12 protein-coding genes and 1 riboswitch are annotated in these 14,574 nt (G+C 70.3%); of the genes, 1 reads left to right on the forward strand and 11 read right to left on the reverse strand.

Features of this window, described 5'->3' with window-relative positions; all coding sequences use genetic code 11:
- Window positions 1-7: 7 nt before the first annotated feature.
- Window positions 8-2,893, reverse strand: coding sequence for an aminomethyl-transferring glycine dehydrogenase (gene gcvP, locus ACFYYJ_RS38945; protein WP_385364829.1), 2,886 nt, complete (start codon window positions 2,891-2,893; stop codon window positions 8-10).
- Window positions 2,894-3,088: 195 nt separating this feature from the next.
- Window positions 3,089-3,187, reverse strand: a riboswitch (glycine riboswitch).
- A 112-nt stretch (window positions 3,188-3,299) separates the two neighbouring features.
- On the opposite strand from gcvP, the gene ACFYYJ_RS38950 reads away from it, so the two are divergent.
- Window positions 3,300-3,665 carry a PRC-barrel domain-containing protein gene (locus ACFYYJ_RS38950; RefSeq protein WP_385128363.1) on the forward strand — a complete coding sequence of 122 codons (366 nt, stop codon included), beginning with the start codon at window positions 3,300-3,302 and terminating at the stop codon, window positions 3,663-3,665.
- Window positions 3,666-4,311: 646 nt separating this feature from the next.
- On the opposite strand, the gene ACFYYJ_RS38955 is transcribed toward ACFYYJ_RS38950, so the two are convergent.
- The 10 genes from ACFYYJ_RS38955 to ACFYYJ_RS39000 all read right to left on the reverse strand — a co-directional run bounded on the left by ACFYYJ_RS38955 (window position 4,312) and on the right by ACFYYJ_RS39000 (window position 14,367).
- Complete coding sequence (locus ACFYYJ_RS38955; protein WP_389139365.1) at window positions 4,312-5,736, reverse strand: DNA polymerase IV; 1,425 nt, start codon at window positions 5,734-5,736, stop codon at window positions 4,312-4,314.
- 67 nt (window positions 5,737-5,803) lie between these two features.
- Complete coding sequence (locus ACFYYJ_RS38960; protein ID WP_389139367.1) at window positions 5,804-6,442, reverse strand: MerR family transcriptional regulator; 639 nt, start codon at window positions 6,440-6,442, stop codon at window positions 5,804-5,806.
- A gap of 192 nt (window positions 6,443-6,634) precedes the next feature.
- Window positions 6,635-7,108: a bifunctional nuclease family protein gene (locus ACFYYJ_RS38965; protein ID WP_384592450.1), complete on the reverse strand. Its 474-nt coding sequence runs from the start codon at window positions 7,106-7,108 to the stop codon at window positions 6,635-6,637.
- A gap of 64 nt (window positions 7,109-7,172) precedes the next feature.
- On the reverse strand, window positions 7,173-7,946 hold the full coding sequence (locus ACFYYJ_RS38970; protein WP_385364824.1) for a MerR family transcriptional regulator: 774 nt from the start codon (window positions 7,944-7,946) through the stop codon (window positions 7,173-7,175).
- A 19-nt stretch (window positions 7,947-7,965) separates the two neighbouring features.
- A complete protein-coding gene (locus ACFYYJ_RS38975) occupies window positions 7,966-8,922 on the reverse strand; it encodes an FHA domain-containing protein (RefSeq protein ID WP_389139370.1) in 957 nt (318 codons plus the stop codon).
- A gap of 73 nt (window positions 8,923-8,995) precedes the next feature.
- Entirely contained in the window at window positions 8,996-9,826 is an 831-nt protein-coding gene (locus ACFYYJ_RS38980; protein WP_385128368.1) for a DUF881 domain-containing protein, read from the reverse strand.
- Between the two features lie 5 nt (window positions 9,827-9,831).
- Window positions 9,832-10,164 carry a small basic family protein gene (locus ACFYYJ_RS38985; protein ID WP_373040019.1) on the reverse strand — a complete coding sequence of 111 codons (333 nt, stop codon included), beginning with the start codon at window positions 10,162-10,164 and terminating at the stop codon, window positions 9,832-9,834.
- Window positions 10,161-11,069 carry a DUF881 domain-containing protein gene (locus tag ACFYYJ_RS38990; RefSeq protein ID WP_385128369.1) on the reverse strand — a complete coding sequence of 303 codons (909 nt, stop codon included), beginning with the start codon at window positions 11,067-11,069 and terminating at the stop codon, window positions 10,161-10,163. The genes ACFYYJ_RS38985 and ACFYYJ_RS38990 overlap by 4 nt, the downstream gene beginning before the upstream one ends.
- A 114-nt stretch (window positions 11,070-11,183) precedes the next feature.
- The gene (locus ACFYYJ_RS38995) at window positions 11,184-13,679 is read right to left on the reverse strand and encodes a sugar phosphate nucleotidyltransferase (RefSeq protein WP_385366869.1); all 2,496 of its coding nucleotides are present in this window, start codon (window positions 13,677-13,679) and stop codon (window positions 11,184-11,186) included.
- A gap of 97 nt (window positions 13,680-13,776) precedes the next feature.
- Entirely contained in the window at window positions 13,777-14,367 is a 591-nt protein-coding gene (locus tag ACFYYJ_RS39000) for a CDP-alcohol phosphatidyltransferase family protein (RefSeq protein ID WP_389139374.1), read from the reverse strand.
- Window positions 14,368-14,574 lie beyond the last annotated feature (207 nt).

The raw sequence follows: 14,574 nt of genomic DNA on the forward strand, positions 1-14,574 counted from the left end.
TCATCGGTCAGTTGTCGTACTCGTCCAGCGGCGGGCAGGAGCACACCAGGTTCCGGTCACCGAACGCACCGTCGATGCGGCGCACCGGCGGCCAGTACTTCTCGGCGGCCGTGACCCCGCCCGGGAACACGGCCTCGTCACGGGTGTACGGGTGGTTCCACTCGCCGCCCAGCGCCGCGGCGGTGTGCGGGGAGTTGGCCAGCGGGTTGTCCTCCAGCGGCCACACACCGGAAGCGACCTTCTCGATCTCGCCGCGGATGGCGATCATCGCGTCGCAGAAGCGGTCGATCTCCGCGAGGTCCTCGGACTCCGTCGGCTCGATCATCAGCGTGCCGGCGACCGGGAAGGACATCGTCGGCGCGTGGAACCCGTAGTCGATCAGGCGCTTGGCGATGTCGTCGACGCTGACGCCCGTCTCCTTCGACAGCGGACGCAGGTCGATGATGCACTCGTGCGCGACCAGGTCGCCCGGGCCGGTGTAGAGCACCGGGTAGTGCGGCTCCAGGCGCTTGGCGATGTAGTTGGCACCGAGCACCGCGACCTGGGTGGCGCGCTTGAGGCCCTCGCCGCCCATGAGGCGCACGTACGACCAGGAGATCGGCAGGATGCCGGCGGAGCCCCACGGGGCGGCCGAGATCGGGCCGACGCCCGTCTCCGGACCGGCCGTCGGCTGCAGCGGGTGGTTCGGCAGGTACGGGGCCAGGTGCGCCCGGACACCGACCGGGCCGACGCCCGGACCGCCGCCACCGTGCGGGATGCAGAAGGTCTTGTGCAGGTTCAGGTGCGAGACGTCGCCGCCGAAGTGACCCGGCTTGGCCAGACCCACCAGGGCGTTGAGGTTCGCGCCGTCCACGTAGACCTGGCCGCCGGCCTCGTGCACCTGGGCGCAGATGTCGGCGACGTGCTCCTCGAACACACCGTGCGTGGACGGGTAGGTGATCATCAGCACGGAGAGCTCGTCGCGGTACTGCTCGATCTTCGCGCGCAGGTCGTCCGCGTCCACCTCGCCGTCGTCGGCGGTCTTGACGACGACGACCTTCATGCCGGCCATCACGGCGCTGGCGGCGTTGGTGCCGTGCGCGGAGGACGGGATGAGGCAGATGGTGCGCTGCTCGTCGCCGTTCGCGCGGTGGTAGGCGCGCACGGCCAGCAGACCGGCGAGCTCACCCTGCGAGCCGGCGTTCGGCTGGATGGAGACCTTGTCGTAGCCGGTGACCTCGGAGAGACGTTCCTCCAGCTCGTTGATGAGCGTGAGGTAGCCCTCGGCCTGCTCCACCGGCGCGAAGGGGTGCAGCTGACCGAATTCGGGCCAGGTCACCGGCTCCATCTCGGTGGTCGCGTTGAGCTTCATGGTGCAGGAGCCCAGCGGGATCATGCCGCGGTCGAGCGCGTAGTCCTTGTCCGAGAGCTTGCGCAGGTAGCGCAGCATCGCGGTCTCGGAGCGGTGCTGGTGGAAGACCGGGTGCGTCAGGAAGGCGTCCGAGCGCAGCAGGCCCTCGGGGAGGGAGTCAGCCGCGGTCTCGTCCAGCGCCTCGATGTCGGCGCTGACGCCGAAGGCGGCCCAGACGGCCTCGATGTCGGCGCGCAGGGTGGTCTCGTCGCAGGCCATGGAGACGTGGTCCGCGTCGACCTGGTGCAGGTTGACGCCACCCTCGCGGGCGGCGGCGACGACCTCGGCGGCACGGCCCGGGACGCGGGCGGTGATCGTGTCGAAGTACGCGCCGTGCACGATCTCCACGCCGCCGGCCGTCAGACCCGCGGCGAGCAGGGTCGCGTAGCGGTGGGTGCGGCGGGCGATCGTCTGCAGGCCGTCCGGGCCGTGGTAGACGGCGTACATGGCGGCCATGACGGCGAGCAGCACCTGCGCGGTACAGATGTTGCTGGTGGCCTTCTCGCGGCGGATGTGCTGCTCGCGGGTCTGCAGGGCCAGGCGGTACGCCTTGTTGCCGTCCGCGTCCACGGAGACGCCGACGAGGCGGCCCGGCAGGGAGCGGGCGTGCTTGGCCTGGACGGCCATGTAGCCGGCGTGCGGTCCGCCGAAGCCCATCGGGACGCCGAAGCGCTGCGTGGTGCCGACGGCGATGTCCGCGCCCAGCTCGCCCGGGGAGGTCAGCAAGGTCAGGGCGAGCAGGTCGGCCGAGACGGTGACGATCGCACCGAGCTCGTGCGCCTGGTCGATGACCGGCTTGATCTCCCGTACGGCGCCGGAGGCACCCGGGTACTGGAGCAGCACGCCGAAGACGCCGCGCTCGGCGATCTCGGCGGGGATGCCGTTCGAGAGGTCCGCGACGACGACCTCGACGCCCGTGGGCTCGGCGCGGGTCTCGATCACCGCGATGGTCTGCGGCAGGGCGTCGGCGTCGATCAGGAAGACGCCGCCCTTGACCTTGCCCACGCGGCGGGCGAGCGACATGGCCTCGGCGGCCGCGGTGCCCTCGTCGAGCAGCGAGGCACCCGAGGTCGGCAGGCCGGTGAGGTCCGCGACGAGGGTCTGGAAGTTCAGGAGCGCTTCGAGGCGGCCCTGGGAGATCTCCGGCTGGTACGGCGTGTACGCCGTGTACCAGGCCGGGTTCTCCATGACGTTGCGGAGGATCACCGGAGGCGTGAAGGTCCCGTAGTAACCGAGACCGATCATCGACGACAGGACCTGGTTGCGGTCGGCGAGCGAACGCAGCTCGGCCAGCACCTCGGCCTCGGTCCGCGCCTCGGGCAGGTTCAGCGCCTCGGCGGTCTTGATCACATCCGGCACCGCGGCGGCGGTCAGTTCGTCCAGCGAGCCGTAGCCCACCTGAGCGAGCATCTTCGCCTGCGCCTCGGCGTCCGGACCGATGTGGCGCTGCTCGAAGGGGATGCCTCGCTCCAGCTGGGAGAGCGGAATGCGGTTGGCGGTCATGTACGGAGGCCTCCTGGTCGTACGACCTGCGAGGGGCACCACGGCGCGGGCACCCGGACGGCCTCCCCCTCTGTCATCTCAACCTGAGAGTTTCACCGGTCGCTAGAGGGTCGCTCGAGCCACCGGCTTTCACCGTCGGTGAGGAGGGGAACCGGCACTGCGCGCCCGGCACCCGCCCCTGCTTTCCAGAGTGGCCTCGTCCGTGCGGTACGTATGCCTGAGAGATTCCGGGGAGGATTTGCTCCTTCGGCGCCTCCGTCGTTCTCACTCGGAGGACTCTCCCGCACAGGGTCGACAGCCAGCACCCAGCCTACCAGCGAGGATCCGGACCCTCCCCGAGTGGCCTCTTCTTGGGATATGCACTTCTGTAGTCATTACGGAGGAGTTGCGACCATTTGGAGGGACCGTGCAGACCGACATCGATCCGCGCAGCCTGATCGGCCGCAAGGCGTTCGACCGCAATGGCACCAAGATCGGCACCGTGGACGAGGTCTACCTCGACGATGCCACAGGCGTCCCGGAATGGGCCGCCGTCCGTACGGGCCTGTTCAGCCGGGACGCGTTCGTTCCGCTGGAGCCGAGCGAGCTGGTGGACGACGCCCTGCGGGTGCCGTTCGACCGCTCCCTGATCAAGGACGCCCCCGACTTCGGCGTCGGCCGCCACCTCTCCCCCGAACAGGAGCTCCAGCTCTACCACCACTACGGCCTGGACGTGACGCTCCCCACGGACTTCCACCGAGACTTCGGCCACCTGGCAGGCGACGACGACTGACCCACCCCACCGCAGCCGTGCCATGCGTGCACGGGAACGGGCGGGCACGGCCGGGCACGCGCACCGGCGGGCCGGCCCCGCCGCTCCTTGCCTCCGCACTGGCCATCGGGGCCAGGATCCGCCCGGCACGCACGGCCCGGGCCCGTTCCGTGCGCGCCCAGACACGGCCAGGCCGACACCAACGCGGGCCCGCCCCGGCCGGGACCTGGACCCGCGCGGCCCCACCCACCCAATCGTGCCCGGGCCGCCCGCACTCCGAGCACGACCTTGCCCACCCGGGCCCCCGACCCGTGCGGCCCCACTCGCCCATACATGCCCTGGCCCGCCCCCACCCGAGCGCGGTCCTTCGCGCCCGGGCCAGCCCGCACAGCCCCCGGCACGGCTGTGGGCGGCTCCACCCGGCCGTGCGCGCCCGGGTCCGGCCTGACCGGCCCCGGGCCCTCCTCTGCCGGAACTGCGCCTGCCCGCCCCAGCAGGGGGGCCGTCCGCGCACGCCCCAGTCCCGTTCCCCGCGGAACGGGCGCGGCCCGCTCCGGCCCGCACCGGCCCCGGGGGCCGGCGCAGATCGGTCGCCGGGGCGGCGGGCCCGGCCCCAGGCGCCACGGGCAACGGTCGAGCCCCCGCAGGGGACACCGCACGCGGGACGTCAGGGGGTCGCGGTGTCCGTGTCCGCCGCCCCCACCAGCGGCAGTGGGTCGGACGGTTCCAGCTCGGGGTCGTCCACCCGGAAGGTGCGGACCCGGCCCGGCGGCGATCCGGGCTGCTCGAAGCGCACCGTCACCCGCCCCACCCCGCTGCCCTGCACCCACCCCGGCCCGTACACCGAATGGAGCACGTCGAGCCCGGCCATCCACCGCCGCTCCACGGCCGGCTCGGGCTCCGACCCGGGCACGGCGGACCAGGGGTCCAAGGACGCCTCGGGCCCGGCGGTCGGCACGGCCTCCCCGAGCGGCTCGGAGAGGCCCTCCGCCCCCTCGGCGGCCTCAACCGCCTCCGCCTCCGCCGCCTGCGCGAACAGGTCCTCCTGCGTGTAGTCCGCCAGTCCCGTCACGCCCACCCCCAGCAGCCGCACCCCGCCCGTGGTGTCCACGCCCTCCAGGAGCCGCGCGGCAGCCTCCCGCACCACCCCGGGGTCGTCCGTGGGGCCCCGCAGCGTCTCGGAGCGCGTCAGCGTCGAGAAGTCGTACCGCCGCACCTTCAGCACGATCGTGCGCCCGGAGTGCCCGGATTCGCGCAGCCGCCGCACGCACCGGTCCGCCAGCCGCTGCACTTCGCCCCGGATCCGGACCCGGTCGTGCAGGTCCACGTCGAAGGTGTCCTCGACCGAGACCGACTTCGCGTCCCGCTCGGCGACCACCGGCCGGTCGTCCAGCCCCAGTGCCATCCGGTACAGGCCCACCCCGTGCGCCCGCCCGACCATCCGGACCAGCTCGTCCTCACCGGCTTCCGCGAGTTCCCCCACCGTGGTGATCCCGGCCCGCCTCAGGTGCTCCCCGGTGGCCGGACCCACGCCCGGCAGGGTCCGCACCGACATCGGCGCGAGGAGCTCCCGCTCCGTCCCCGGCTCGATCAGCAGCAGCCCGTTCGGCTTGGCCTCCTCGGACGCCACCTTGGCCAGCATCTTCGAACCGGCCAGCCCCACCGACCCGCTCAGCCCCGTCACGCCCCGGATGTCCGCCCGCAGCCGCTCCCCCGTCGCCAGGGCGCTCGCCGAGTCGAAGGCGACCCCGCCCGCCTCCAGGTCAACGAAGGCCTCGTCGAGGCTCAGCGGCTCCACCAGCGGCGACAGTGCCCGCAGCAGCGCCATCACCTGGTCGCTGACCTCGCGGTAGAGGCTGAAGCGCGGGATGAGGTAGGCGCCGTTCGGGCAGAGCCTCCGCGCCTGCGCGGTCGGCATCGCGGAGTGCACCCCGAACCGCCTGGCCTCGTACGAGGCGGTGGCGACGACCCCGCGCGGCCCGAGACCGCCGACGATGACGGCCTTGCCGCGCAGGCTCGGCTTGGACGCCTGCTCCACGGAGGCGTAGAAGGCGTCCATGTCCAGGTGCAGGATGGTCGGCGCGGCTCTCACAGCCCCGATGCTGCCCTACGCCTCTGACATTTCCATGCCACGTTTCCGGGGCGGGCCGCCCCCACGCTCAGACGGCGCGGTTCCGGCGCGCCGCGAGCTCGTCGGCCGGGTTGTGCCCGACCAGGGTCTCGCCGGTGTCCACGCGCTCCCCGTGCAGCTGCGACAGCGCGCTCTCGACGTCGCGCCACACCACGCCCACGGCGATTCCGAAGACGCCCTGCCCGCCTTGGAGCAGGCTCACGACCTGGTCCGGGGAGGTGCACTCGTACACGGTGGCGCCGTCGCTCATCAGCGTCATCCGCTCAAGGTCGTGGAACCCGCGGTTCCGCAGGTGCTGCACGGCCGTGCGAATGTTCTGCAGCGCGACCCCGGTGTCCAGGAAACGCTTGACGATCTTGAGGACCACCACGTCCCGGAAGCTGTAGAGACGCTGGGTGCCCGACCCGTACGCGGGCCGCACGCTCGGCTCCACGAGCCCGGTGCGCGCCCAGTAGTCGAGTTGCCGATAGGTGATGCCGGCCGCGGCGCACGCCGTCGGCCCCCGGTATCCGATCTGCGCGGGCGCCTGGTCGCCACCCACCGGTCCGACCGGCGTCGACTCCGGCTGACGGCGCGCGGATCCGACCGCACTGCCGTGAAGCGGGTACGGTCCCCCGTCACTCCGCGCGGGGGTGCCCCCGGTCGTACCGTCGCCCGTGATCCTCACGCCGACCCTCCGTCCTTGACCTGCCCACCTCGAAGGTAGGCAGTCACCAGGGGTGCGTCAACGATCGCCACACTCGGCACGCCGAGTGATAATCACCCTGAGAGTGGTTTCCCGTATCCCTTTGCGGGGAAAGGCTACTCGAATGGGCTGAAATTTCCCGGCTGTCCGCCCCGTGGACGGCCCGGCCGGTACTCACTGCGGGCCGGTACCGAAGTCCTCGGGCGAGATCTGGTCGAGGAACTCGCGGAACTTCTCCACCTCGTCCTCCTGCTCGTCCGGAATGGCGATTCCGGCGTCGTCGAGGACCCCGTCACTGCCGTAGATCGGCGTCCCCGTGCGCAGGGCCAGCGCTATGGCGTCGGAGGGCCTCGCGCTCACCTCGACCCCACTGGCGAAGACGAGCTCCGCGTAGAAGACGCCCTCCCGCAGATCCGTGATCCGGACCTCGGAGAGCTCCTCGCCGATCGCTTCCAGCACGTCCTTGAACAGGTCGTGCGTCAGCGGCCGGGCAGGGGCCATCCCCTGCTGCGCGAAGGCGATCGCGGTCGCCTCCCCTGGTCCGATCCAGATGGGGAGGTACCGGTCGCCTCCCACTTCACGCAGGAGCACGATCGGTTGGTTGGAGGGCATTTCCACCCGGACACCCACAACGTCGAGCTCGTTCACACAGCAACCCTAGGACCTGGTCGGCAGGTTTGGGTAGTCGGGGCCCCACTCCGACCGCCCGGCCTCACTTCAGCCGGACCCCGAGAGCCGTCTGTACGAGGGCCTCGTGGAGCCTTACGGACAGCCCCGCGAGTTCTTTCATCGTGGCCTCCGCGTGCGCCCTGGTCTGCGGGTTGCGGTGGCGGCGCAGGGGTGCGACGACCTGCTCCACCAGGCCCGCCTCACGGTCCGCGGCGGCCTTCATGGCGCGCAGGTGCCGCGGTTCCAGGCCGAAGCGCCCCAGATCGGCCACGAGCCGGGCGACCGTGACCGCCTCGGCGTCGAATCCGCCGCCCGGAACCTCCGCGAGCAGCCCGTACGACTCCCATTCGACCAGCTGTACCTCGTCCACCTCGGCGGCCGCGAGCAGCTCCGCGCGACCCACCCGGGCCACCGTGGGCCGTTCCCGGCCCACCTCGCCGTAGAGGGCCACAGGACTGCCGGGATCGACCGCGCCGTCGGAGTCGGTGTGCGCCGTGGGCGCCGGGATACGGATCTGCTCTCCGCGGGCGAGCGCGTCGAGCTGCTCGCGGATGACCTTCAGCGGGAGGTAGTGATCGCGCTGCAACCGCAGGATGTGCGCGAGGCGCTCCACGTCCTCCGCGCTGAACTTGCGGTACCCCGAAGGCGTGCGCCGGGGCTCGACGAGCCCCTCCGCCTCCAGGAAACGGATCTTCGAGATCGTGACTTCGGGGAACTCGTCACGCAGCGTGGTGAGCACGGTGCCGATGCTCACCAGCCGCCCGGCGGCGCCTGCGGTGCCGTTGTCGTGGGCACCGCCGGTCGGGGTACGCAGCATGAGACCTTCCCAGATGGGGTCAGACGCCCCGCAGGCTCGCGTAGAAGACCAGCCGGTACTTGCCGATCTGCACCTCGTCGCCGTTGTGCAGGGCGACGGAGTCGATCGGTTCGCGGTTCACGTACGTGCCGTTGAGGCTGCCGACGTCGGAGACGGTGAAACCGCCGTCCTGGCCCCTGCGGAAGTCGACATGGCGCCGGGAGACGGTGACGTCGTCCAGGAAGATGTCGCTCTGCGGGTGCCGGCCCGCCGTGGTCAGCTCGCCGTCCAGCAGGAAGCGGCTACCGGAGTTGGGACCGCGCCGCACGATCAGCAGGGCGGAACCGGGCGGCAGGGCCTCCACCGCGGCCTGGGCCTCGGGGGACAGCGAGGACGACACGTGCGTCTGTCCCGACACCTCGGCCTCGTAGGCCTCAAGGCCCGAGATCGAGATGGTGGACGTGGTCTCCGAGGCTCGCTCCGGCGTCAGACCCGCCCGAAGCGGCGCACCGCAGTTGGAGCAGAACCGGCTGGCCGCATCGCTGCGGTGTCCGCACCTGCTGCAAATCTGCTCGGCCGACATCGACGGCTCCTCGCGCCGCGGCTGCCCCGCGGAGGCATTGGTGGCATACGGGTCGGGGGCAAACCCTCCACCCGTAGTCGAGGTTGATGGTTCACCGAAACCTATGCGTCCGGTACCCGCAGGGTCAACAGTCGACGCGCCGGAAGCGCCCGAATTGTCACCCGCGCCGGCCACCTCGTCACGGAAGAGCGGCCGGTCGCCCTGCCCTTCCACGCCACCCTGCTCGGCACGGTCACGTGCCGAACCGCTCTCTTCGCGGTTCTTCTTGCCGAACAACTTCTCAAACAACTTCACGGGCGATTCCCCTTGACCGAAACAGACCCGCCCGTGGGGCAGGACGAACTCCGAATGCAGACACCTGCCGACCCGGACATTCTCACAACGTCCGTAACCACCAGACAGTTTCCACCACACACCGCGACTTCGGTGCGCCGACCCCCCGCAGGCATCAGTCCGCGTGAGCCGGTCCACTCTCCACTCCGCATCATCACGATGACGACCGAGCGTAGTCAGGCTGCTTCGCAGCCCGCAAGGCATCCACGACGATCTTCGCCGACCGTGTGACGGCGACGGTGGCCTGCTCCTTCTCCAGCGTCTGGACCACGCCGCCGGGGATGTTGAGCGCCGGCTCCAGATCCTGGGCCTTGCCGATCACCTTGAACTCGTAAGGCTGTGTGATCTTCTTACCGTCGATCGCGACCCCACCGTTCTCATCGGAGAAGTACGAGCCGGCCACGATGCGCACGCCGTTGATCTGGATCGCCTCGGCCCCGGCCGCCCGCAGCTCCTGAAGCGCGTCCAGTAGTTGGTCGGACCGCACCTTGCCCGTGGGATCGGTGATCTTCAACGTGATGCCCGGCCCCTGCGCTGCCACCGTACCGGCCAGGATGCCGAGTTGGCGCTCCTTCTCCACGGTCTGCTTGCGCGCCTCCTCGGCCTGGTTGGAGCTGCTCTCCAGCTCCTTGCGCTGCTCCTCCAGGCGCTGCTTCTCGTCTTCCAGGCGCTTGGTCCGCCCGTCGAGCTCGTCGAGGATCCGTACGAGGTCCTCCTGACGGGCCCCGCGCAGCGCGCTGGACTCGCTGTTCGACCGCACCTGGATGGCCAGCCCCAGACCCAGGACGAACAGCAGCAGGGCGACGATCAGTTGGGCACGGCTCACCCGCGGCGGCCACAGCCCGGCCGCGAGCCGCTGCCGACCCGTCTCCTCCGCCGGCTCCGGCACGTCCTCGGGCTCCGGGACCTCCTTCGGCGGCTCCGGGGCGTTCTTCGGCGGCTGCTCCGCGCCCTCCGGCTGCTCGGGGGTCTCGTCCGTACTCATCGGCCTCACGCCCGGAACACGTGCCGACGGATGGCCGCGGCGTTGGAGAAGATGCGGATGCCGAGGACGACGACCACACCCGTGGAAAGCTGCGATCCGACGCCGAGCTTGTCGCCGAGGAAGACGATCAGTGCGGCCACGACCACGTTCGACAGGAACGACACCACGAAGACCTTGTCCACGAAGATGCCGTCCAGCATCGCGCGCAAGCCGCCGAAGACCGCGTCCAGCGCCGCCACCACGGCGATCGGCAGATAAGGCTCCACGACGGCCGGCACTTCGGGCCGGACCAGAAGTCCGGCCACCACTCCGACCAAGAGGCCCAGTACCGCGATCACGATGCACCCTTCTGCTGCTCTGCTGCTGTAGCTGTACGTACGGTCACGCTCGGCGCGGCCGGCAGCCGCACCTCGTCCGCGGCGGACAGGGTGTAGCGGATCCCGTAGCTCTCCTGCAGCACGTGCAGGTACTGGCCGTCCGCCGAATCCTGGAAGGCCGTGCCGAGCCGCTTCTTGTCCCCCACCGCCAGCACTTCGTACGGCGGCACCAGCGGCCTGTTGTCGACCAGTATCGCGTCACCCGCGGCCCTGATCGCCGACAGCGCCGTCAGCCGCTGCCCGTTGATGGACACCGCCTCCGCCCCGGACTGCCACAGCCCGTTGACGATCTTCTGCATGTCGCGGTCGCGCACGCGGCCGGTGTCCGAGAACCCGGCGCTCTCACGGGGTCCGCCGCCGCCACCGTCGGAAGCGCCCTTGGCGTCGTCGACGACCAGCTTGATCCCGGGGCCCCGGACCTCCGTGGCACCGGACAGCAGCGCCACGAGATCGCCCTGTCGGCCGCCGGGCTGCTTGAGCGCCGCGCTCTGGCGGTCCGCGACGTCGGTCCGCAGCCGGTCGATGTCCCGCTCCAGGCCGTCCGCGCGGTTGTCCGCGCGCTCCACCCGGTCGATCAGCTCCTGACGCTCCTTGGCCAGCACCGGCGCGGCCACCTGTGCCTCGGCGGCGCCGAGCGTGACGACCATCGCCGCGAGCACGAGGCCCGCGGCGAGGCCGAGCTTGGCCTTGAGGGTGCGGGGCAGACCCGAGGTGCCCTCCGCCTCACGGCGGGCCGACGCCTCCGCGTAGCCCTCGTCGAGGCTGTGGTCCATCACGTGCGTCAGCAGCGACATGGAAGCGTCCGGGCGCGCGGGCACCGGGAACGCCGAACTCCGATTGTGGGGCGGCTGCGACATGCCGCACATCGTCGCATGTCGGCGGCGTACACACCGAATGCGCCCGTTCGGAGGTCCGGGCGGGGGTCCTGGCCCCGCCCGGACCTCCGGACCTCGGTGCTTCGTGGATCAGTGCCCCGGCGCTCAGTGGCCGGCGCCGTCCACCACTCCCGCCCACTCGTCGAGCAGCGCCTGCGCCGAGGCGTCGTCGGGGCCCTCGGCCCACAGGTGCGTGACCGCCTCCGCCGGGTCCGGCAGGACCAGCACCCACCGCCCGTCGGCCTCGACCACCCGCACCCCGTCGGTGGTGTCCACCTGCCGGTCTCCGGCCGCCTCCACGACCCGGCGCATGACGAGCCCCTTCACCGCCCACGGGGTCGGCACGTCCCGCTTGAGGACGTGGGCGCGCGGGATCCGGGCGTCGATCTGGCTCAGCGTGAGCTGCGTACGCGCCACCAGCCCGAGCAGCTGGACGAAGGCGGCCGAGCCGTCGAAGACGCTGCTGAACTCGGGAACGATGAACCCGCCCCGGCCGTCTCCACCGAAGATGGTGTTCTCGGCCCGGCCCACCCGGGTCAGGTCGTCGGGCGAGGTCGTCGTCCACTCCACCTGGGTTCCGTGGTAGGCCGCCACCTGCTCGGCGACGCGCGTCGTGGTCACCGGCAGCGCGACCTTGCCGCTGCGCTTCTCCGCGGCCACCAGGTCGAGCAGGACCAGCAGCGCCCGGTCGTCCTCGATGATCCGCCCGCGCTCGTCCACCAGCGAGATCCGCTCGCCGACCGGGTCGAACCGCACCCCGAAGGCCGCCCGCGCCGAGGCCACGATCTCCCCGAGCCGCACCAGGCCGGCCCGGCGGGACTCCGCGGTCTCCGTCGGCCTCGACTCGTCGAGCCCCGGGTTGATCGTCAGGGCGTCCACGCCGAGCCGCCCGAGCAGGCTGGGCAGGACGAGGCCGGCGCTGCCGTTCGAGGCGTCGACGACCACCTTGAGCCCGGCTTCGCCGATCCCGGTGGTGTCCACCTGCCGCAGCAGCGATCCCGTGTACGAGTCGAAGACGCTCGCGGGGAAGTGCAGGTCTCCGATCTCCCCCGGGAAGGCACGCCGGTACTCCTGGCGTGCGTAGACCCGGTCGAGCTTGCGCTGCTGCGCCTGCGAGAGGTCCGCCCCGCGCTCGTCCAGGAACATGATGTCCACGGAGTCCGGAACGCCCGGCGAGGTCCTCAGCATGATCCCGCCGGCACTGCCCCGCGCGGTCTGCTGCCGGGCGACGGGCAGCGGGACGTTCTCCAGGTCGCGCACCTCGATGGCGCTGGCCTGGAGCGCCGAGATCACCGCACGCTTCAGCGCCCTGGCGCCTCGGGAGTGGTCTCGGGCGGTGGTGACGATCGCCCCCTTCTTGAGGGTGGTCGCGTAGGCCCCGGCGAGCCGGACCACCACCTCGGGGGTGATCTCCACGTTCAGGATCCCGGAGACTCCCCGCGCACCGAACAGGTGCGCCTGACCACGGGACTCCCAGATCACCGACGTGTTGACGAAGGCACCGGCCTCGATCGTCTTGAAGGGGTAGACGCGCACGTTCCCCTGGACGATCGATTCCTCGCCGACGAGGCACTCGTCGCCGATGACGGCCCCGTCCTCGATCCTCGCGGAGCGCATGATGTCCGTGTTCTTGCCGATCACGCAGCCGCGGAGGTTGCTGTGGGGCCCGATGTACACGTTGTCGTGGACGACGGCCTTGTGCAGGAAGGCCCCGCTCTTCACGACGACGTTCGACCCGACGACGGTGTGCTCGCGGATCTCGACACCGGCTTCGACCTTCGCGTAGTCCCCGATGTACAGAGGCCCGCGCAGCACCGCGTCGGGGCTCACCTCGGCCCCTTCGGCGATCCACACGCCGGGCGAGATCTCGAAGCCGTCCATCTCGACCTGGACCTTGCCCTCGAGCACGTCGGCCTGCGCCTTGACGTAGCTCTCGTGCGTGCCCACGTCCTCCCAGTAGCCCTCGGCCACGTAGCCGAAGATCGGCCGGCCTTCCTTCATCAGCTGCGGGAAGACGTCACCGGACCAGTCGACGGAGACGTCCGGGTCGACGTAGTTGAAGATCTCCGGCTCCATCACGTAGATGCCGGTGTTGATGGTGTCCGAGAAGACCTGTCCCCAGGTCGGCTTCTCCAGGAAGCGCTCGACCTTGCCTTCCTCGTCCACGATCGTGATGCCGAATTCCAGCGGATTCGGTACCCGGGTCAGGCAGACCGTGACGAGGCCGCCCTTCTCCTTGTGGAAACGGATCAGGTCGGTCAGGTCGAAGTCGGTGAGCGCATCGCCGGAAATGACGAGGAAGGTGTCGTCCTTCAGGGCCTCCTCGGCATTCTTCACGCTGCCGGCGGTTCCGAGTGGCTTCTCCTCGTTGGCATAGGTGAGCTCCATACCGAGCTCTTCGCCGTCCCCGAAGTAATTCTTGACGAGCGACGCCAGGAACTGCACGGTGACCACGGTCTCACTGAGCCCATGCCGCTTGAGCAGCCTGAGTACATGCTCCATGATCGGCCGGTTCGCCACCGGCAGGAGCGGCTTGGGCATGCTCGAGGTCATGGGGCGAAGACGTGTGCCTTCACCACCGGCCATCACGACGGCCTTCATGTCGGAAGAATCCTCCTTGAGAGACGACGGTCGTGCCGACCTCACCCGTCTCGGACGGTGACTTCCCGACTCCACCGTGCCTTCCGGTCGGGCGGGCTCAATCGGCGGTGGCGTCCGCCTTCACGATCCGGCGGACTTGAACCACGTACAGGATTCCTGCCCACCAGTAGAGCGTTGTACCCCATCCCGCGAACGCCCATCCGAAAACTGACCCCATCCAGGCCAACCAACCCGTCCCGTCACTGAGCAACAACAAGGGGAACGCGTACATCAGGTTGAAGGTGGCGGCCTTCCCGAGGAAGTTGACTTGCGGCGGCGGATAGCCGTGTCGGCGCAGGATCCACACGTTCACCAGCAGCATCAGATCGCGCGCGATCAGCGCCGCGGTCAGCCACAGGGGAAGAATCTCGCGATAGGTCAGACCGAAGAGCGTCGACAGGATGTACAGCCGGTCGGCGGCGGGATCCAGCAGCCTCCCGAGGTTGCTGATCTGATTCCAGCGCCGCGCGAGCTTCCCGTCGAGGTAGTCACTGATACCGCTGAGCATGAGTACGGCCAGGGCCCACCCGTCGTACTCCGCGAGGATCAGCCACAGGAACACGGGCACGCCGGCGAGGCGAGCCATGCTCAGGATGTTCGGAATGGTGAAAATTCGGTCAGTCTGAACCCGAGTCTCCTGGACCTCCACCCGGGGGCCTCCACTGTGACGGTAGAAAGGTTGAACGATGCCCTCTGACCCTACAGGAGTCCGCACAGGCATCCGGAACGCAGAAAAGCCCCGCACCGAACCTCGAAGGGTTGGTGCGGGGCTTTCCCACAATGATTGTTCGGCGGCGTCCTACTCTCCCACAGGGTCCCCCCTGCAGTACCATCGGCGCTGAAAGGCTTAGCTTCC

It is taken from the genome of Streptomyces sp. NPDC002467 (genome assembly GCF_042889825.1).
GTDB lineage: Bacteria > Actinomycetota > Actinomycetes > Streptomycetales > Streptomycetaceae > Streptomyces.

Coding starts and splice junctions, on each gene's coding strand:
- gcvP (WP_385364829.1), bottom strand. CDS start 2,893: ATGACCGCCAACCGCATTCCGCTCTCCCAGCTGGAGCGAGGCATCCCC.
- ACFYYJ_RS38970 (WP_385364824.1), bottom strand. CDS start 7,946: ATGCTGCGTACCCCGACCGGCGGTGCCCACGACAACGGCACCGCAGGC.
- ACFYYJ_RS38980 (WP_385128368.1), bottom strand. CDS start 9,826: ATGAGTACGGACGAGACCCCCGAGCAGCCGGAGGGCGCGGAGCAGCCG.
- ACFYYJ_RS38990 (WP_385128369.1), bottom strand. CDS start 11,069: ATGTGCGGCATGTCGCAGCCGCCCCACAATCGGAGTTCGGCGTTCCCG.
- ACFYYJ_RS38995 (WP_385366869.1), bottom strand. CDS start 13,679: ATGAAGGCCGTCGTGATGGCCGGTGGTGAAGGCACACGTCTTCGCCCC.